Origin of the sequence: Desulfovibrio sp. JC010, assembly GCF_010470675.1 — a bacterium.
GTDB lineage: Bacteria > Desulfobacterota > Desulfovibrionia > Desulfovibrionales > Desulfovibrionaceae > Maridesulfovibrio.
Genome location: NZ_VOIQ01000001.1, coordinates 470477 through 489153, shown reverse-complemented (window position 1 = coordinate 489153; position 18677 = coordinate 470477). Strand labels below are relative to the sequence as shown.

The window sequence follows — 18677 nt, the reverse complement described above, 5'->3', positions numbered from 1 at the left end:
CCGTAACTAAAGGTACGCTGGGTCCTTCTGCTGCGATCATGCTGCACCTCTCACTGTTTTCATTCTTAGAATATCTCCAATGCCTTCCGCGATGGCGGAGGCCGCATCAGTGCGGGCAAATGAAAGTCCCTTGCTTCCCATGGCTTTCAGCCCTTCCTGATCCGTAATCAGCTTAATAATTTCATCCGCCAGCCTGCTTCCCTGCAATTCATCCTGAGGGATAAGTACTGCCGCACCCAGATCAGCGAGAGAACGCCCGTTCCCGGTCTGATGGTCGTGGGTGGCCTGCGGAAACGGGATAAAAATGGCCGGCTTGCCCGCTGCCGCTACTTCGAAAACAGTTGATGCCCCGGCACGGCAGACAACAAGTGAAGCTTCGGCATAAGCTTCGCCCATGTCATGAATGAACGGAGAAACTCTTTCCACGTCCATGCCGTTTTCTTCGTAGGCCCTGCGAACTTTTTCAAAGTCGCTCTTTCCGGTCTGGTGGCGCAGGCTGATGCCTGCTTCCTTAAGCTTGGTAAGACCTTGGATGATGGCATCGTTGATGGCCGCCGCACCCTGACTTCCGCCGAAGACCAGAACCGCTTTCGGATTGGCGCATTTGCCGGAACCGATGATCTCTTTACGGACCGGATTACCCACCACTACTGTTTTTGTTGCGGGGAATGATCCGTTCCTGTCCTCAAAGGAGGCGAAAACTTTTTTTACTACCTTGCCCAGAATGCGGTTGGTCACTCCGGGGACGCTGTTCTGCTCATGGATTGCCGTGGGCACGCCCAGCAGCCATGCTGCCAGTACCGGGCAGAATCCGGCGTAGCCGCCGAAACCGATGACCGCGTCAGGCTTGAAGGATGCAATTTCCTTCAGGGCCATGAACAGGGCAGCCACAATCCAGAGGCTGCTGAAAACTTTTTTGATGCCGCCGCCCAGAACGCCTTTTGCCGGGAGTCCCTTAAAGGTGATTCCTGCCCGCTCAACCATTTCCCGCTCCGGTCCGTGTCCGCCGAGAAAGAGAATCTCGCAGTCCGGGAAACGGGTTTTGATCTCGCTTGCAACGGCCAGTGCGGGGAAGACGTGTCCCCCGGTGCCGCCGGTGGTCAGGACGATACGTTTCATCAGACTTTCCCCCTCGACAGGTTAAGGAGGATTCCGGTGCAGATACAGGAGATCATCAGGCTGGATCCGCCGTAGCTGACGAAAGGCATGGGAACGCCCTTGGGTGGTACGGTTCCCATGACCACGGCAAGGTTCAGGCAGAAGCCCAGTGCCAGAATGATGGTCAGCCCGTAGGCGGTGAAGCGGTCCTGCAGGTCATCCTGTGCCAGTGCGATTTTGAACCCTCGGTAGAGCAGGAAGCCGATAACCGCGAACACGGCCAGTACGCCGATAAAGCCCAGTTCCTCGCCCACAACGGCCATGATGAAGTCGTTGTGCGCTTCGGGGAGGAAGAAAAGTTTTTGTTTACCCGCGCCCAGTCCCTGACCGAAAACATTGCCCGACCCGAATGCGTACAGGGATTGCACCAGCTGGTAGCCTTCCTCATGTGCGGATTTGAAAGGATCGATAAACGCGGTCATGCGTTTGAGTCGGTACGGGGAGCTGGTGATGAGCATGTATCCGGCTCCGCCTGCGAAAATAAGCGAGGTCAGCAGGTAGCTGATGCGGGTGCCGCCCACCAGACTCATGAAGAAAAGGATCATGCACAGAAATACCGAGCCGCCGAAGTCCGGCTGCATCATAAGCAGCAGGCAGAGTGCTCCGGTAATGGCAAAAGGCGGCAGAAAGCCGACGCTGAAGGTCCTGATCAACTCCTGTTTGCGTGAGAAGAAATAGGCCAGATAAAGGACCAGCGCGGGTTTGCAGAATTCCAGCGGCTGAATGCGCAGCGGTCCCAGTGCAATCCAGCGTTTCGCACCCCCAGCCGAGACTGAGAGAGGTGAAAAATCGCAGAGCAGCAGGAGCACAAATGCAGCCATGAGCCAGACATAGACCATGTTATAGAACAGGGCCTTGGGCAGACGGGAGCAGACGTACATCATGAAGGTTCCGGCCACGAGAAATACCGCCTGCTTCTTGAAGAAGAGGTATTTGTCGTCAAAGAAACGCTCGGCCATGATTCCGCTGGCGGAAAGGACCATCATCAGTCCGAAGCAGGCCAGCAGCAGTGCCGCGGCCAGCAGCCAGTAATCAAGGCGTTCGGGTTTGCCGGAGAGGTTCTTTTTCTTGTTCAAGAGAGTTCCTCCATGATCCGTTTAAAATCTTCGCCTCTAGCCTCGTACCCGGAGTATGCGTCAAAGCTCGCTGTGGCCGGGGAAAGCAGGATGGTATCGCCTGCTTGAGAGTTAGCAAAAAGAGCACGCGCAGCCTGTTCAAGGTTTTCGTGCCATGAAATTTTAAATTCACCTTTCAGAGCAGGCTCAAAGTGTTCACGCCCTGCACCGAAAAGTCCCACCTCGGCGACTTTACCCTGCATGGCCGGGAGAAGTTCACTCACGTCTCCGCCTTTGAATACGCCGCCCAGCAGCAGACGGACCGGGCCCTCAAAGCTGTTCAGGGCCGCGCGGACCGCATCGAGATTGGTGCCTTTGGAGTCATCAATGAAACGCACACCGTCCACGGAACCGATATCCTGCACCCGGTGCGGTTTGCCGATAAAAGTCTTCAGCCCGGCTTCGAATTCCTCACGGGTCAGGCCGATTTTTTCCAGTGCCAGCCACGCCGCTTCCATGTTCAAGCGGTTGTGGAATCCGGGCAGGTTGGGCTGTTCTTCGAAAGTGGAACCGTCAAACCATTTGACCTCGGCCTTGGTGAAGCTGGACGGATCAAGCTGCTCTTTCATTTCCGCAGGCAGGATAGCCAGTTCATCTGCACTCTGGCGTTCGAAAATTTTGAGTTTGGCCTGCAGGTACTCGTCCATGTCCTCGTGGTAATTGAGGTGGTTGGGCGCGATGTTTAAGAGGATCGCGGCCTGCGGTCTAAAGAGACGGCAGTTCTGAAGCTGGAAGCTGGATACTTCGAGCACCAGTACATCGGCCTTGCGGTCTTCGTAAATGAACTCGGAAAGCGGGGTGCCGTAGTTGGCTCCGGCAAAGGGAACACGACCTGATTCTTTGAGGATGTGTTCCATGAGCGCGGTGGTGGTCGTCTTGCCGTTGGTTCCGGTGATGGCGATCTTTGGTTCGTTGGCAAACCATGAAGCCAGTTCCAGCTCGGAAATAATGGCCCGTTCAGGTAAGTTACCGATAAACGGAACGATCTTGCGGGCCGGGATTCCGGGGCTGGCGACGATTACATCCGCTCCGGCGAACTGTTCTTCGCAGAACGGCCCGGTCATGAGCTCGGTGTTGTCGAGACCATCAAGGATGTCAGTATTCAGGTTCTCGTTGGAATCCACAATGCGCACGGTAGCCTTGAGCTTGTGCAGCAAACGTGCTGCGGCAAGACCTGATCTTCCGGCTCCGGCGACAACTGCCAGCCTGCCGGTGAACATGCGGGTCGAGGTGACCTGTTCTACAAATGCGCTGTCCATAACATCCTTTACCTGATCTTCAGGGTACTCAGGGCCATAAGGGCCATTAAAATAGAGATGATCCAGAACCTGATCACAATCTTGGATTCCGGAACTCCCTTGTGTTCAAAATGGTGGTGCAGCGGTGCCATGCGGAAAATGCGCTTGCCGCCGCTGACTTTGAAATAACTGACCTGCATGATCACGGAGATGGTCTCGAAAACGAAAACCCCGCCGACGATGATCAGCAGCAATTCCTGCTTGCAGAGCACGGCGATGAAACCGAGCACGCCGCCGATGCTGAGTGAACCTACATCACCCATGAAAAGCTGGGCCGGGTAGGCGTTATACCAGAGGAAACCGAGGCCCGCGCCCACCAGAGCACCGCAGAAAACTGTGACTTCACCTACTCCCGGAACATGCGGGACATTAAGGTAGGTGGACATACCGATGTGTCCGGCAATGTAGATGAAAAACGCGTAACAGGTGGCACTGGTAATGGAAGGCCCGATAGCCAGTCCGTCCAGTCCGTCGGTAAGGTTAACCCCGTTGGAAGCTCCGATCATGACCAGCAGGGCGAAAGGCAGGTAAAGCCAGCCGAGATCCGGGGTGAAATTTTTGAAGAAGGGCACGGCCAGTTCGGTGGAATATGCGGGCTGCATGATCAGCAGTCCAACAGCGGTCCCGGCCACCAGCAGTTGCCCGAAGAGCTTGGCTTTGGGTGAAATTCCCTTGTTCTGCTTGCCGCGGATTTTGGTGTAATCGTCCACAAAACCCACAATGCCGAATCCGGTAAAGACCAGCATGGTCAGCCAGACGTAGATATTAGCCAGATCCGCCCAGAGCAGGGTGGAGCCGAGCACGCCGAAACCGAGCAGCAGACCGCCCATGGTCGGGGTTCCGGCCTTGCATTTGTGCAGTTCTCCTACTTCGTCCTGAATGTACTGACCGCATTTAACCTTTTGCAGCCAGCGCATCATCATGGGACCGAGCACGATGGTGATCACCAGCGCGGTAAGCAGGGCGTAGATGGAGCGGAAGGTGATGTAGCGGAAGACGTTAAGTGCTCCGATCTGTGCGCTCAGGGGGACTAGAAAATGATAGATCATGCTTTGTTTCCTCCGCTCTCCCCGTTAATTTCATGGCTCAGCGCGTGGAAGTAGTTTTCCATGCGGCAGGATCTCGATCCTTTAAAGAGAACCACCGCGTTGCTGAGACCCAGCTCATGTATTCCGTTCAGAAACTCATCAGGTTTGTTCACCGGGACAAGGGTGGAGCCGTTGGTTTTGGAAGCCACCTCTGCGTAGTGTCTGCCGAAATAAAAAGTTGCGTCCGGTTTTACGGAAGCGATTTTTTCACCGAGATCGCAATGTGCGCATCCGGCTTCTTCGCCGAGTTCCAGCATGTCGCCCAGCACCAGCACCAGCGGCCTTTCATCGGCAATTCGCTTGGCGGTGTCGATGGCCCGGTTCATGGACAGCGGGTTGGCGTTGTAGGAGTCGTCGATAAGTGTCCATTCGCCGTGGGTGTGGCAGTGGAAACGCTGCTTGGGCAGTTCAACGGTTGCCAGCTGTGCCGCGATTTCAGTAAGGGGCATGCCCAACTGATGGGCGGCGCAGGTTACGGCTGCCGAGTTTTCCGCGAAATGCTCACCGCAGGTGGGCAGCACCACTTCGGTTGTTTCATCCCCTGCCTTGAGCAGGAACCGACCGGAACCGTCCGGCAGGGTGTGCAGCAAGGTGCTGTAGTATTGCGCATTTTCATCCTGAGAGGAAAACGGGACGGGCGCGGTGATTTCATTGGCCGCGCTCCAGAGTAGTTCATGATCCTTGCAGCACAGGGCTTTGCCTTCGGGGCGGATATATTTGAAAAGTGATGATTTCTGAACAGCCACATTTTCCAGCGAACCGAGTCCTTCAAGGTGTGCGGGACCGATGTTGTGGACGATGGCCATATCTGGCTGGGCAATGGGGCCGAGTTCGCCCATGTCGTGGGGCAGGCTGATGCCAAGCTCCATGACCCAGTATGTTTCTTCCCCTGTTGCTTCAAGCATGGAAAGGGGCAGACCGAGCTGGTTGTTCAGGTTCATGAAATTTTTATGTACGCTGCCGGAAGCCGAAAGCACGTGGGCCAGCATTTCTTTGACCGTGGTCTTTCCGGCGGAACCGGTCACGGCGATCATGCGGGCATTGGATTTCATGCGCCAGTATGCTCCGACCCGGCCAAGGGCCTGTACGGTGTCGCGGACCATGATTGTCGGCCTGCCCGCAAGTTCGGGCATGAACTGGGAAACAACAACCGCAACCGCTCCGGCATCAAGTGCCTGCTGAGCAAAATTGTGGCCGTCGAAATTATCTCCCTCAATGCAGAAGAAGACATCGCCTTTTTTTACCAGCCTGCTGTCAATGCGCACGGCTGCGATTTCGATGTCTGCTGCATTGGGTAGATCGCTGCTTCCCATGAGCTGTTCTTCGAGTTCACATAAAGTCAGCTTCAACCGTATATCTCCTTGATCGCCTTCAGTACTTCTGCACTGTCGCTGAAGTCCCGCTTTTCAGTTCCGATAATCTGATATGTTTCGTGGCCTTTGCCCGCGATGAGCAGCACATCCTCAGCTGTCATTTCCGCAACCGCTTTCCTGATGGCCCCGGCGCGGTCCGCATCTTCGATGATATGATCGCAGCCTTTGAGGCCGGGACGCACATCTTCGATGATCTGTATGGGATCTTCGGTGCGCGGGTTGTCCGAGGTCAGCACTGCCACATCGGAATAGCGGCAGGCTGCTTCAGCCATGAGCGGACGCTTGGTCCGATCGCGGTCTCCGCCGCAGCCGAACACGGTGATGACCCTGCTGAAATCAAGATCTTTCAGGGTGCGCAGGACGTTATCCAGCGCATCCGGGGTGTGGGCGTAATCCACGAAAATATTGAGTCCCTGATCGTTGCGGACCCGTTCAAGCCTGCCGGGGACACCGTCAAATTCCTTGAACGCATCCATCTGTTCAGGCTTAAGGCCCATGTGCAGGCCGATGGCCTGTGCAGCCAGCAGGTTGGAGCCGTTGAATTTACCGATCAGGTCGGTTTCGATTTCCCACTCTTCGCCATCGCAGGTCATTTTCAGCCGCATGCCGTCTCCGGTGCAGGAGACCATTTCACCGCACAGGGATTTGCAGCCCGTGGCGCAGGACGGTTCCATGCCGTAGCCGATGGCCGGGGAGTAACATTCCAGCAACCGTCTGCCGTAGGGATCGTCAAAGTTGATGATGCCCCGTTTGAGTGCGCTGGGATAATGCTGGAAGAGCATGCACTTGGCCTTGAAATATTCTTCCATGTCGCCGTGGTAATCGAGATGATCCTGAGTAACGTTGGTGATTACCGCCGCGTCGAAGCTGAGTCCGCAGACCCGGTTCTGGTGCAGGGCGTGGGAGGATACTTCCATGACCGCCACTTCAACTCCGGCCTCAATCATTCTGGCCAGCATTTCATGCAGCTGCCAGCAGCCGGGTGTGGTTAGCGGGGCTTCCTGTTCGTATCCGGGCCAGCGGTAGCTGACCGTACCGAGCACGCCCACTTTCATCCCGGCGGAGGAGAGAAGTTGTTCGATCAGGTAAGTGGTGGTGGTCTTGCCGTTGGTTCCGGTAATGCCCACCAGTTTGATCCTGCTGTCTGCGGTTTTAAAGTAGGTCATAGCCAGTTCGCCCAGAGCTTCACGGGGGGAGGGGTGGGGGATCAGCTCGGCGGTTCCGGTTTCTACTTCTTTTTCGCAGATGATGTATGCGGCACCGTTTTCCAGTGCCTGAGGTACGAAATCAGCACCGTCACGCAGAGGACCGGAGATAGCGACAAAGATATCGCCCTTGCGGACTTCCCGTGAATCTGTCTGGACCATCAGCCCCTCGCTTACTTTGGCGAGGAGTGCGTCCCATTTGGCTTTGTTCAGTACTGTTTCCGACATAAAATTTCCTTTAAGAAACCCAGAGAACCATTTCCGCTTTCTTGTCCTCAGGCCATTTATCGCCTGCGGCAGGAAGCTGTTTTGTTACGGTCATCCCCTGACCTTTCAGTTTGGGGACAAATCCTCTCTGGACCAATATTTCAATTGCCCTGCGGATGGGCATTCCTTTCAAATCAGGCACATTTTCCCCGGAAGCAGTGACCTTTGCCGGGGTGGCCCGCAATGCTTTTTTGGGCATCGCAATGTATGTCTCTCCCGCAGCCATGACCGGGGTCGGCTTACGGTGTTCCGGCAGCTTGCCGTAGTAGGCAAGGGTGTCGGTCATGATCTTTTTCACCGCCGGGGCCACGACTGTACCGCCGTAATGGTTCGGTTTGGGATCATCGACCATCATGTAGACGATGTAATCCGGGTTGTAGCCCGGAACCAGTGCCACAAACGAGGCAATGTATTCTGTGCCGTAACCGCCTTTGCTGTGCGCTTTCTGGGCGGTTCCGGTCTTCCCGGCCACGGTGGTCCCGCTGATGCGGGCCTTGCGTCCGGTGCCGTCGTCCTGCACCACCTCACGCATCATGGAGAGCACCTTTTCGGCTACATCGGCACTGAAAATGCGCTTGGGTGCTTCGTCCTGCTCGGAACGGGGGTACTGCACCAGCCGGAGCGGTTTTTCAACCCCTTTATTGGCAAGGGCCAGAAAACCTTTGGCCATCTGCATGGTGGTCACCCCGATTCCCTGCCCGAATGATCCGGCGGCCAAATCTATTTCATTCCATTTGGCGGCCGGGCGGATCAGCCCTTTGCGGTCACCGGGAATGGGCAGGCCGGTCTTGTGGCCGAAACCGAGTTCGCTGATGAACTTGTGATAGTTCTGCACGCCCAGCTCAAGGCCGATCTTGGCACAGCCGATGTTGCTGGAATAACGCAGGATTTTGTGCACCGGGAGCCACCCTTCCTTATGGGTGTCCTTGATGTACTTGCCGTTGATTTTCCAGCGTCCGTTTTCGCAGTCAAAGAGCTTCTCCGGGGTCACAACCTTGTGTTCAAGTGCCGCTGCCATGAGGAAGGGCTTGAAGGTTGATCCCGGCTCAACAACGTCGAGAGCCGCACGGTTCCTCCAGATATTGGGGGAACTGGTGCGGAAAATATTGGGGTTGAAGCGCGGGCAGTTGGCAACAGCCAGAATATCACCGGATGCGACTTCAACAACTATGGCGGACCCCCACTTGCCGTTGTATTTCTTTACCGCCTGGGCCAGTGCGTTTTCAGTTACCGACTGCAGGTGCGAATCAATGGTCAGGTGGATGTCCTTGCCGCGCACGTCCATTTCCCGGCCCATGGCATCAAGGTAGAGCCTGCGGCCTGAAGCGTCGCGCTGCACAACGAACTGAGCCTTGCGCCCTGCAAGGCGGTCGTTAAATTCTTTTTCAAGCCCTTCAAGTCCTTTGCCGTCGATCCCGGAAAAACCCAGCAGCTGTCCTGCAAGGTAGTTGTTGGGATAGAGCCGGACATATTCCGTGGTCAGGTATACGCCGGGCAGTTTGGCCTGTTCGATCTTCCGGGCAATGCGGTCATTAATCTGCCGCTTGATCCAGATGAAGTTCGACTTGCGGGACAGTTTTTTCCTCAGCTTCGCCTGAGAGATGCCGAGGATCTTGGATAACTTGTAAGCCGTGCCGTCCACATCGGTAACTTTTACCGGGCGGATGTACACAGATGAAGCTTCCACGCTGGTTGCCAGCAGGTTGCCGTTGCGGTCGTAGATGGAGCCGCGTTCTCCGCGTTCCAGTTCCGCAGCAAGATGCTGGCGGGAGACCATGCGTGACAGATCTGCACCCTTGAACAGCTGCAGCCATGCTGCCCTGCCGAGGAGCCCTGTCCATACAAGGGCGAAAAGGACCATGACGAAGAGCAGTTTGGTTCTGCTCGCCTTCAGGCTTTCTTTTTTCCTTTTAGCCATTGCTTAGGACTCCCTGTTTTTCCAACTATGGTTTCGGTCTTCTTATCTGCCCTTGCGAGGCCGGTCCGAAACCGTATTCTTTTGCCAGCTCCCTCAACCGTATGGGAGAGAGCAGGTTGTTTCTTTCTACTTCCAGCTTTGCAGCCAGTGCTTCCTGTTCATCGAGCCGTTTTTCCATGCGCCTTAAGTCGTAAGCCTTGTCGACCCGCTCGATGTTCAGCCAGACCGAGACCAGCCCTAAAATCAGTGCCGAACCCATGGTCATGGTCAGGGCCAAGGCTATTCCTTTGGAGTCACTCATGGCCGTTTACCCGTCCTCCCCGGACCTTTCGGCTACGCGGAGTTTGGCGCTGCGGCTGCGGGTGTTGACCTTCATTTCCTCCTCGGTGGGAAGAACCGGCTTTCTGGTCAGCACGCTCATCCTCTTGACCTTCCCGCAGGTGCACATGGGCTGCATGGGCGGGCAGTCGCAGCTTTGCGACTGGGCTTTGAAGGTCTTTTTCACGATGCGGTCTTCCAGCGAGTGGAAGGAAATTATCGCGACTCTCGCGCCGGGACTGAGCCTTTCCGGAATCCGGTCAAGGAAGTTCTGCAGTTCTTCCAGCTCGGAATTCACGGCAATGCGCAAACCCTGAAAAGTTTTTGTCGCCGGATGGGTCCGGGACATGGCCCTGCGTTTGGCCGGGTAAGCCTTCTCCACAATGGAGGCCAGCTGCAGGGTGGTGGTGATTTTTTCATCTTCACGGGCCGCGATGATCGCCTTGACGATTTTTGAGGCCAGAGGTTCTTCACCGTACAGTTTCAAAATCCTGTTCAGGTCGGAATATGAACCTTTATTAACTATAGAAGAAGCCGGAGGCATTCCACCTGCCGGGTCCATGCGCATATCCAGCGGTCCGTCTTTGATGAAACTGAATCCGCGTTCGGCGTGGTCCAGATGCAGGGAGGATACGCCGAGGTCGAGTACAACCCCGTCCACGGTGTCCCAGCCCAGTTCATCAAGGGCCGCTTCGAATTTACTGAAAGCAAGATGGAACCTGTGGGCCTGCTCCCCGAATGGGGCCAGGCGTTCTCCGGCCAGTTCAAGGGCCTGTTCATCTCGGTCCAGCCCGGCCAGTTCGGCACCTTCGCCGGCGGCTTTTAGAATTGCACTGGAATGCCCGGCCATGCCGAGTGTTCCATCGAGATAGCGGCCTCCGGGTTTGGGGGCCAGCCATTCAATGACTTCATTCAGCAGAACGGAAGTGTGGACCTGTTCAGGCTTTAATTTTTTGCTTTCCATAATTTCCTGATTCAAAAACGGTTGTCGGTTGTGCCGCACTCTGGGGGGAGTTGGGGTTAACCGTGACGGTTTTGAAAATCAAGCTTTAAAAAAATCAGTAAAAAAACGTGTGTCGTGGGACGGAACAGCGAAACAGGCTAGAACGGGAGTTCAACTCCGCATTCTGCCAGTTCATCAGAGACATCGTCGAAATCCTGTTCAAGCAGGGATTCGTATTCCCGCTTATCCCAGATTTCAAACCTGTCGCCGACTCCGGCAAGGACGACGTCCTTGTCCAGCTTGCCGCTTTTCCGCAAATAGGAAGGGATGGTGATTCTACCCTGTTTATCAAGGTAGACTTCTTCGGAACCTGAAATGATTATTCGGATGAAATTCCTGAGTTTCCGGCTGGGGCTCTTGATGCTGGTGAGCTTTTCTTCAAGTACCGCCCAGTCCGGTGGAGTGAAGCCGACTATGTTTCCTTCGAAAATAGTCAAGGTCACGCAGCCCTTCGGGGAATCAGAATAAACCTGATCCCGGTACTCCGGTGTAAGCATCAGTCTGCCTTTGGCATCCATGCTGCGATGTGCATGACCTCTAAACTTCATTTTTCTACCACTCAATCACACAGATTTACCACCAATTCCCCCCGTCTCACCACCTGTGTGTGAAAATGGGGGAAAAGTCAAGACCCCCTTGTAAAATAAAAGGGTCGAAAACAGGCTGTTTTCAACGGACGAGAGAGGTTTTGCGACTTCTAAAAGCTTATATATACGGAGTTTAGAAAGAATTAAGAAAAGGAGAAAAAAAGTTTATATTTTTTTTAAAAATAATAGATAAAAATTGTTACCTGCAGGACACAGGCTTCACGAACACGGCTATGAGTGCTATAGAGCAATTGAAAACTGTGATTAAGATTGATTTTCAGCTGTTGATTCCTGCCGGGGTGGATGTGGGGTGGGAATAATGTCTATTTACGGTTCGCGACTTGTTAAGTCTAACTGTTTCAGTTGTTTATAAGTGATGGGGTAAGGTTTGAATATGCATGCAAAAGGTAGAATGGATGTTCCCGATGGTTTGAACGAGGAATATTACCAGATCAGTCCTGATATTCTTCAGAGTTTCAACAAGTTCAGGCCGCCTCTTGATATTTTCATGTTCAAGGAAGATGTGGCCCGCATCGCACCTTATTACAAGGTGGGAGGAAGACTGAGCAAGGACCAGATTGAGCAGCTTGCCGGAATGGTCAAGGAAGGTCTGATTTTTGTTTCCCGTAAGGATCATCCGGTATATGTAAAGCATATTGCCTATCAGCTGGATCTGGTGCTTATTGACCGCAATCTTAAGGAAAGCGAAATTGCGGATATTTTTCTGGAAGCTTTGACCATGCGTATGACCGAGTTTCTGGATCAGCCTGTGGCTGCGGTCATGGATAAACTCTGGGCCGACCTGATGGTTCTGACGGAATATCTCTGGAACGACCCCTACCGCATCAAAGCCCTTGCCAAGCGGTTGCACAAAGAGCATACCCTCGGCCAGCACAGCGTCAACTGCGGTGTACTGGCTCTCAATATTTTTATCCGTATGAAAGGCAAGAATTTTGCCAGCGGGGATATCAGCCGTACCCACTTTGACCGGTTGACCGCCGGGTTCTTCCTGCATGATCTGGGTATGAGCAAAATTCCGTTGTTCATCCGCGAGAAACCCAAGCCGTTGACGACAGATGAACGCCAGAAGGTAGATAAGCATCCCATGCTCGGCTATGAAATGCTCAGCAAGCTCGATCTTAAATATAAAGAAATCGAAGCCTGTGTCATTGAGCATCACGAGAGAATGACCGGTAAAGGTTATCCCCAGAAGAAGTCCGGACGTGAGATCAGTCAGTTGGGAAGGATTATTGCTGCAGTGGATTCATATTGCGCCATGACCAGTAAGCGTCCCTTTGCCGAACCCATTGATCCGCTCAAGGCTGCTGCAGTCATCTCGCAGGATAAGGGATATGACCCGGAAGTAACCAAGAATATTCAGGCTTGGGCACTTACTTTGAAGAAGAAATAGATTTTATTTATCCTACAAAAATTAACGGGCCTGTTTTCGGGAAGAAAACAGGCCCGTTAATTTTTGACAATTTAAAATTCGAAGCGGCGAAGCCCTATTGAAAGGTTTTCCCTTCCCCAGCCGCCGAAGGCATTCTTAAAACTGCTGGACAAGATCGCGGGTTACTTCGCGGTACACATCGCTCAGCAGCACTACGCCGATGATGTTTCCGCCTTCCTGTACCAGTGCCCATGTTCTTTTCTTTTTGCGGAATATTTCCAGCACCACCAGCATGGGATCGGTGGGCTTGAGGATGGCCACATCTTCTTCAATATAAGCTTCAACCGCTTCGGAGCAGCAGGCGGTACCGGCCCTTTTGAAAGCGCGATCCCAGTCCGCTTCTTCGGTCAGGTTCAGGTCTTCGTCCTTGAGCACCATTTCTTCAACTGCCTTGAGCATGGTCCAGATGGAAACCACCCCGCGCAGGGAACCGTTTTTCTTTTTTACCACTACCACGTGGTTGTCCGGGGTTTCCTTCATGCTGTCGCGAAGTGTGCGCACGGCCTCGGCAAGGCTGGCGGAATCTTCAATAGTGGAAAAATCTTCATTCATTATATCCCATGCTCTTTTTCTCAGCAGCATCATGATCTCCTTACAATTTTGATATTGGCAGCAAGTTCTAATCTTTCACCATAGTTAAACCATATTTCCGGATTTCATGCAAAACCGGATTATTCAAAGTCCGCCAGCAACGGTCCCACATGGATACCGGCAACTACCGGATTTTCCATATAGCTCTGGCTGATGCGCCAGTAAGCCTGATGCAGATGCGGGGAGGTTATGCCGTTCTGCATGGCGTTGTATGCTTCCATGAACGCGGCCAGATGGTCGCAGAGCTTGAGCAGTTCCCCGTCCTTGGGGTCGTAGGAGTCGTCATTGTAGCGGGCATCCAGTTCGTCAGTGGAAATCTTTTTGGCAAATCCTCCGACCATGGCTGCGGCGTCGAATTCCGACCCTGTTTGCACGCCGAGGAAATAGCCCAGCCGATCAGCTATTTCAGTATAGCCGTTGTCTTTGAGCGGAGCCATGATCCGTCTTTCCATTTCCTGTTCTTCGTATTCGCGGATAAGTTCGCCGATGGTGGGGTCGGATTTCTTGACCGGAGATATAATGTCTCGGGTCAGCAGTTCCGGGATATCGTGAAAAAGGCCGGTAAAAAAATTGTTCTGTTTTCTGGCCGGGCAGGCTCCTTTCTCAAGACTGAAAAACCATGCGAAGGTTGCGACAATAAAGACGTGGCCGAGCACGGAGGTTTCAGGGACACGCGGAGTCTGGGACCAGCGGGTCTGAAAACGCAGTCGCCCGCAGATGTCGGCAAAACGGCCCAGCGGAGTGGATTCCGAGTGGAGCAGCTCGTTTACACCTTTAAGTTCGGAGTAGCTTTCAAGACGGTCGATGAAACTCTGCTCGATCCCGTCCAGTTCGTCGTCCGGCTGGTTGAGGTGCTTGAGCAGCTTGAATTCCGAATAGCTGGCGTACATGTGTGCAGCATCCAGAATATTACGGTCCAGAGATGATTCATCGGGATTCAGGTGGTACTCGGTGAGCCGTTCCCAGAATTCTTTGCCCAGCGGCATGAGCCGGGGCCGGAGCTGCTTGAGAACCCATTTGGACAGTTTGCGGTAATGTTCGGGATTTTCTTTGATGCGGTAGAATACCGGGGGTTTGATGTCGGTGATGACCATGCGGAAGAGGTATTCAAAGATACCGCCCTCAACGATTTCGTTGCCCAGCCTGACTCGTTCCCGTTGTTCAAGCTTGTCCGCGTTGAGTTCAAAAAGAATCCATGCGGCAATCATTTTGTGGGCCTGCTTGTCCACCTCCACCAGTTCCATGGGCCGGAGTTTGTCGTTCCATCTTTTCATGAACGAACCGGAAAAAATCAGCTGCAGCAGGCTTTTGCGAATTATGGGCATTGGAGTGTGTCCTCTGGGCAGATTGTTGTCCGGCAGCTTTCAGATGCAGCCCTAACTCACCGGAATTTTAAGGAACGGGCATTCAGAATTCTGCGGAACAAACTGACCCAGCCGGAAGTCCCCGTCACAAAGCGATCCCAGCTCTTCCCGCAGATATTTTTCCGGGTTTTCCACCAGCTTAATGTTTACCTTTAGCGGCCTGCAGAATACCTCGCCCCAGTTGGTGCTGTATACAAAATGAACTTCCTGTACCTTTCTGCTCTCCGGGGGAACACAGAGGTTCACGATGAAAAATCCCCGTGTTATCCGTTCCGTGTTCAGGGTTTCTTCAATGGCGACATTAAAGGTTTCCTTTTTGGGGAAGAAAAGCATCAGGTCGCTGAAAAGTTTTTTTAGCTCCCGGGCACGTAGGGGGGCCGCACTCATATCGGTTTTGACCTGCATTTCCTGATTGAAAAGACCGTTCAGGGCCAGCCAGACCAGCATGGAATTAAGGTCCGCTCCTGATTCTATCCCGGTCAGGATGTTGCGGGCTCCGGATTCGTCCGGGTACTCTCCATGAATTTGCCACAAATTTCCAATTTCCGAGCGGGAAATATTGATGGAATTAAAAAAATGGGTTCTGGGACCGGGCAGGGACAAGCGCAGAATTTTGTCCTTGCGCTTGGCAAAGGCTGAAAAAACAACCCTGCCCAGCCGGGTAAGGTCTTCGGGGGTGATGGAAATTCCGGGAATCTTGTCCTGTTCCCCGCGCACTTTCATGTAGGTATTGATCATGAACTGGTTGACCTGCCTGCCCAGTTCCACCACGGAACTGAAGTCGGAAAGATCCTTGAAATCGTCCACTGCCCCTTCCGGTGTTTCCCCGGACAGGGTGGCGGTGAATTCCATGAGTTCAATTTCTTCCGGGCGGCTAGGAGCTCCCGCCAGTCCTTTTTCTCCGGTCAGACCGCACTTCAAGCGCAGGGACATGGCCGTAAGCCATATATAGTCTTTATGGTCCCGCAGGGCATAGAAATCTGCAAGCTCCCGGTAGAGAAGCATGTAGGGGTCAACCCGGCGAATGGACCGTGTCCCCTGCCGGATATTTTTTTTAAGCTTTTCGCAGAGCAGCGAATATCTGCTGTCTGAGGTGTAAAGCTCCAGCAGACCGAATTTCATTATGGCTTTGAACGGGCTTTTAATCCCTTTAACTATCTGCCAGAGGGAGGCCCCGAAAAATTCTTCAACGGGAATGCTGGGAACATTACCGAGATCAACAAAGAAATCTTTGCCCTTGAGCAGGCTTACTTTTTTCCTGCCTGCTTCATATGTTTTTTCTCCGGCCTCCGGCGGGGTGAACCACCACAGGGGCGGCTTGCCGGCCAGCAGCAGGGCGGTGCGGTAAAATTCTTCTTTCAGGATTGCGCTCTGGGCTGAACCGGAGCTTTCCTCGTCGCTTAACCCGAATTTATTGTTCCGGATTTCGCGGGTATCCATGATGAAGAAGTGCAGTTCCAGCCCGAATTCATTAAGGGCCCATTTTTCGATGTTTTTTAATTTAACACCAAGCTTTTCCCGGCTTTCCGGCGGTTTGCCCTTGAAATCGCAGCAGACCCAGCAGTCCAGGTCCGAATCCGGGGTCTGGGCAATGGTCCCGGTACTGCCGATGGACATGAAGGCTTCAATGGGAATGAAAGATTTGCCGCCCTCTTCATATTCTGTTTCCGGGAAGAATTCTTCCAGCAGATCCGCAGCCTGCGGGGTGAGTTCATAGCCCTTGATTCTGGAACCTGCACTGCTGTGATCCATGCCGGATTTCACTTCAAAGATATTGGTGTGCAGCAGGGCGGGCAGCAGTTTCATAAACTTCTGCCCCCGGTCATCCAGTTTGGCCGCGGCCCAGTCCAGCCTGCGCTTGTTATTGGAGCCGAAATTGGCGTAGTTGCGGTTGATGTCCTTGAATGCGAACCAGCGTTTGATGGTCTTGTGCAGCACTCCCCGGCCGTACTCGTCTATTTCTCCAAATCCGGCGGATCTTTTTTTTAATCTTTCCCGCATGGTCAGCCGTGCGCTAAAGGTCCGGCTCATGGCTTTGAGCAGTTCCGGGGATTCGGTTTTCATGTTCATGGCCCGGCAGTGGATTGTGCTGCATTCATGAAAGTTCGAACAGGTGGCCGCTCCGTCCCTGAACAGGGTGGTGGCAAAGTCTGAAAATTCGAAGTCGCATCCTCTGTGGGTGCTTTTGTAAAAGAAGGCTTCACGTAAATCGCAGGCCCGGAGCATGGTGGCGAAAAATCTTGTCCTGCAGAAATATGCTCCTGCTGCGGCAACAGCATTTAAGCGGCAGCTTTTAAAGGTACTCAGGAAAGTGACTGCAGAATCAAAGTGGGAGGTGGTAAAGGAACAGTCCGTAAAAGAACAGTCGTAAAAGGTGCTCTCGTTCAGGGAACAGCTTTGGAAGTTGCATTCTGTGAATTCACTTTCCAGAAAAACAGCTTCAGCAAAGGTGCATGCTTCAAAAGTGCAGTTTTTGAAGGTGCATTCTTCCATGAAAGATTCTCTGAATTCGCAGGCTGTGAAGGTGGTGTTCTGGAAGGTCAGTCCGCGCGAAAGGCTTTTCCATTTATTAAGCTTGTGCAGCCGCTGGTTGGTGATCTGTCCGTCTGTGTATATGTCCGGCATGCTGTCGGACTGGACTATCGGCTTGCCGAAGATGCGTTTGAATCCGGTCTGTTCTTCCTCTTTCTGTTCAATATTGAGCACAATGGGGCCGCCCTGTTTGACAAAATCCACACCGGGGATATTTTTGCCTTCCGGCATTTCCGGTCTGAGCGGTTCTTCCAGACTGTCCGTATCCATTATCCGGGACAGCACGGGTTTCAGGCTGTTTTTCTTTTTGCTGCGGGATTGTTTGAGCACACTTGCCAGAATGTTTCCAAAACACTGCGGATCTTCTTCGCTGATTGTGGAATAGAGGACCGCCAGTACCGGGGTGTGGAAGACATTTGAAATATCATTCATGAAGCGGGAGAAATTTTCACTGCTGAGCAGCGGAACCCGGTTGATGAGTTCTGCCCGCAGCTTGGGTGCTTCATTGAAAATCTGTGCGAAAATTCTGCCCCGTCTGGCACCTCCGAATCTGGTGAGTACATCCATTGCCGCTTTTGCCAGGGGCAGGGAAGCGGATTGGGCAAGGGGTATTATTTCCTTGAGCAGTTCGTCATCTATTTCATCTGCAAGCCTGACTACGGCCCGAAGCACCTTTCCCATGATGATCGGGTCCATTGTCTTCAGGTGGAAGGATACGTCGTCCACCAGTTCCCGGTCCGGATAGGGGGGCATTGTTTCAGTGCAGAGAGTTATTTCATCAAGGCTTTCCGGGACGCGCAGCCTTTCACGACAGGTGCTGCCGTAGTTGCCGGACATGAATTTAACCAGCGAACTGAAGGTAAGTTGGCCTTTGCGTGTTCCGTTGCGGGCGAAAAAATCAACTGATTTATGCAGGTCGAGGTCCGAGGCCCGTTCAAGCACTGAGTTTGCAAACCTTATCCGTTCCGGCACATCGCCTTTGTGTACGGCCGGCATGCGGTCGGCCACTGCGATGGCTGTTTTGTCATGCTGTTTGGAAAACCAGTCTTTGGCCCGTGAGAACGGAAGCAGTTTGTTGCAGAGGATCAGGGCGGCCAGATTCCGGCCGCAGGGCCCCATCAGGGCAAGGTTGTCGAGACAGACGGCTGCTGTGGTGTCAGTGGGTTCCGGAGCAAAGGAAATCTTTTTGCTTTCCTCGGCTTCCTGCTCAATGGCCTTGAGAGCTATTCCATAGAACAGCATGGCATATTTTGCCGATTCAAGTCCGTCCGGAGGATTCTGCGCCCTGCTGAATTTCCCCTCAATCTTGAAGCGCAACTCCGCCAGTTGCCGCTCTTCAGGAGGGTAGAGGGTCAGTCTGCGCAGTTCCTCCAGCAGGGTATCATGTGTTTCTGTCTCAGCCATATAATA

At 53.4% G+C, this 18677-nt stretch carries 14 protein-coding genes; 1 reads left to right on the top strand and 13 read right to left on the bottom strand.

Annotation, left to right across the window (positions count from 1 at the left end):
* Window positions 1–36: 36 nt before the first annotated feature.
* From murG to mraZ, 10 genes are all read right to left on the bottom strand, one after another.
* Window positions 37–1119: an undecaprenyldiphospho-muramoylpentapeptide beta-N-acetylglucosaminyltransferase gene (gene murG / locus FMR86_RS02170; protein WP_163349419.1), complete on the bottom strand. Its 1083-nt coding sequence runs from the start codon at window positions 1117–1119 to the stop codon at window positions 37–39.
* Entirely contained in the window at window positions 1119–2234 is a 1116-nt protein-coding gene (gene ftsW / locus FMR86_RS02165; RefSeq protein ID WP_163349418.1) for a putative lipid II flippase FtsW, read from the bottom strand. The genes murG and ftsW overlap by 1 nt, the downstream gene beginning before the upstream one ends.
* Window positions 2231–3532 carry a UDP-N-acetylmuramoyl-L-alanine--D-glutamate ligase gene (murD, locus tag FMR86_RS02160; protein WP_163349417.1) on the bottom strand — a complete coding sequence of 434 codons (1302 nt, stop codon included), beginning with the start codon at window positions 3530–3532 and terminating at the stop codon, window positions 2231–2233. The genes ftsW and murD overlap by 4 nt, the downstream gene beginning before the upstream one ends.
* Window positions 3533–3540: 8 nt before the next feature.
* Window positions 3541–4620, bottom strand: coding sequence for a phospho-N-acetylmuramoyl-pentapeptide-transferase (gene mraY, locus FMR86_RS02155; RefSeq protein WP_163349416.1), 1080 nt, complete (start codon window positions 4618–4620; stop codon window positions 3541–3543).
* Entirely contained in the window at window positions 4617–6008 is a 1392-nt protein-coding gene (murF, locus tag FMR86_RS02150) for a UDP-N-acetylmuramoyl-tripeptide--D-alanyl-D-alanine ligase (protein WP_163349415.1), read from the bottom strand. Before murF ends, mraY begins: the two co-directional genes overlap by 4 nt.
* Window positions 6005–7465: a UDP-N-acetylmuramoyl-L-alanyl-D-glutamate--2,6-diaminopimelate ligase gene (locus tag FMR86_RS02145; protein WP_163349414.1), complete on the bottom strand. Its 1461-nt coding sequence runs from the start codon at window positions 7463–7465 to the stop codon at window positions 6005–6007. Before FMR86_RS02145 ends, murF begins: the two co-directional genes overlap by 4 nt.
* 10 nt (window positions 7466–7475) lie before the next feature.
* Window positions 7476–9422 (bottom strand): penicillin-binding transpeptidase domain-containing protein, encoded by a 1947-nt coding sequence (locus FMR86_RS02140; protein WP_163349413.1) that lies wholly within the window; start codon window positions 9420–9422, stop codon window positions 7476–7478.
* 25 nt (window positions 9423–9447) lie between these two features.
* Window positions 9448–9723 (bottom strand): hypothetical protein, encoded by a 276-nt coding sequence (locus tag FMR86_RS02135; RefSeq protein ID WP_163349412.1) that lies wholly within the window; start codon window positions 9721–9723, stop codon window positions 9448–9450.
* Window positions 9724–9729: 6 nt separating this feature from the next.
* Window positions 9730–10704 (bottom strand): 16S rRNA (cytosine(1402)-N(4))-methyltransferase RsmH, encoded by a 975-nt coding sequence (gene rsmH, locus FMR86_RS02130; protein ID WP_163349411.1) that lies wholly within the window; start codon window positions 10702–10704, stop codon window positions 9730–9732.
* Between the two features lie 137 nt (window positions 10705–10841).
* Complete coding sequence (mraZ, locus tag FMR86_RS02125; protein ID WP_163349410.1) at window positions 10842–11291, bottom strand: division/cell wall cluster transcriptional repressor MraZ; 450 nt, start codon at window positions 11289–11291, stop codon at window positions 10842–10844.
* A 433-nt stretch (window positions 11292–11724) separates the two neighbouring features.
* Between mraZ and FMR86_RS02120 the strand changes: the two genes are divergently transcribed.
* The gene (locus tag FMR86_RS02120; RefSeq protein ID WP_203544758.1) at window positions 11725–12741 is read left to right on the top strand and encodes an HD-GYP domain-containing protein; all 1017 of its coding nucleotides are present in this window, start codon (window positions 11725–11727) and stop codon (window positions 12739–12741) included.
* Window positions 12742–12876: 135 nt separating this feature from the next.
* On the opposite strand, the gene FMR86_RS02115 is transcribed toward FMR86_RS02120, so the two are convergent.
* From FMR86_RS02115 to FMR86_RS02105, 3 genes are all read right to left on the bottom strand, one after another.
* The gene (locus FMR86_RS02115; RefSeq protein ID WP_239057111.1) at window positions 12877–13365 is read right to left on the bottom strand and encodes a CBS domain-containing protein; all 489 of its coding nucleotides are present in this window, start codon (window positions 13363–13365) and stop codon (window positions 12877–12879) included.
* An 86-nt stretch (window positions 13366–13451) separates the two neighbouring features.
* Window positions 13452–14696 carry an HD domain-containing protein gene (locus tag FMR86_RS02110; RefSeq protein ID WP_163349409.1) on the bottom strand — a complete coding sequence of 415 codons (1245 nt, stop codon included), beginning with the start codon at window positions 14694–14696 and terminating at the stop codon, window positions 13452–13454.
* Between the two features lie 51 nt (window positions 14697–14747).
* Complete coding sequence (locus FMR86_RS02105; RefSeq protein ID WP_163349408.1) at window positions 14748–18671, bottom strand: class I adenylate cyclase; 3924 nt, start codon at window positions 18669–18671, stop codon at window positions 14748–14750.
* Window positions 18672–18677 lie beyond the last annotated feature (6 nt).

Bases quoted from the DNA above. Each gene is read 5' to 3' on its own strand.
- murG (WP_163349419.1), bottom strand. From the start codon at position 1,119: ATGAAACGTATCGTCCTGACCACCGGCGGCACCGGGGGACACGTCTTC.
- murD (WP_163349417.1), bottom strand. From the start codon at position 3,532: ATGGACAGCGCATTTGTAGAACAGGTCACCTCGACCCGCATGTTCACC.
- mraY (WP_163349416.1), bottom strand. From the start codon at position 4,620: ATGATCTATCATTTTCTAGTCCCCCTGAGCGCACAGATCGGAGCACTT.
- FMR86_RS02145 (WP_163349414.1), bottom strand. From the start codon at position 7,465: ATGTCGGAAACAGTACTGAACAAAGCCAAATGGGACGCACTCCTCGCC.
- FMR86_RS02140 (WP_163349413.1), bottom strand. From the start codon at position 9,422: ATGGCTAAAAGGAAAAAAGAAAGCCTGAAGGCGAGCAGAACCAAACTG.
- FMR86_RS02135 (WP_163349412.1), bottom strand. From the start codon at position 9,723: ATGAGTGACTCCAAAGGAATAGCCTTGGCCCTGACCATGACCATGGGT.
- rsmH (WP_163349411.1), bottom strand. From the start codon at position 10,704: ATGGAAAGCAAAAAATTAAAGCCTGAACAGGTCCACACTTCCGTTCTG.
- mraZ (WP_163349410.1), bottom strand. From the start codon at position 11,291: ATGAAGTTTAGAGGTCATGCACATCGCAGCATGGATGCCAAAGGCAGA.
- FMR86_RS02120 (WP_203544758.1), top strand. From the start codon at position 11,725: ATGCATGCAAAAGGTAGAATGGATGTTCCCGATGGTTTGAACGAGGAA.
- FMR86_RS02115 (WP_239057111.1), bottom strand. From the start codon at position 13,365: ATGATGCTGCTGAGAAAAAGAGCATGGGATATAATGAATGAAGATTTT.
- FMR86_RS02110 (WP_163349409.1), bottom strand. From the start codon at position 14,696: ATGCCCATAATTCGCAAAAGCCTGCTGCAGCTGATTTTTTCCGGTTCG.
- FMR86_RS02105 (WP_163349408.1), bottom strand. From the start codon at position 18,671: ATGGCTGAGACAGAAACACATGATACCCTGCTGGAGGAACTGCGCAGA.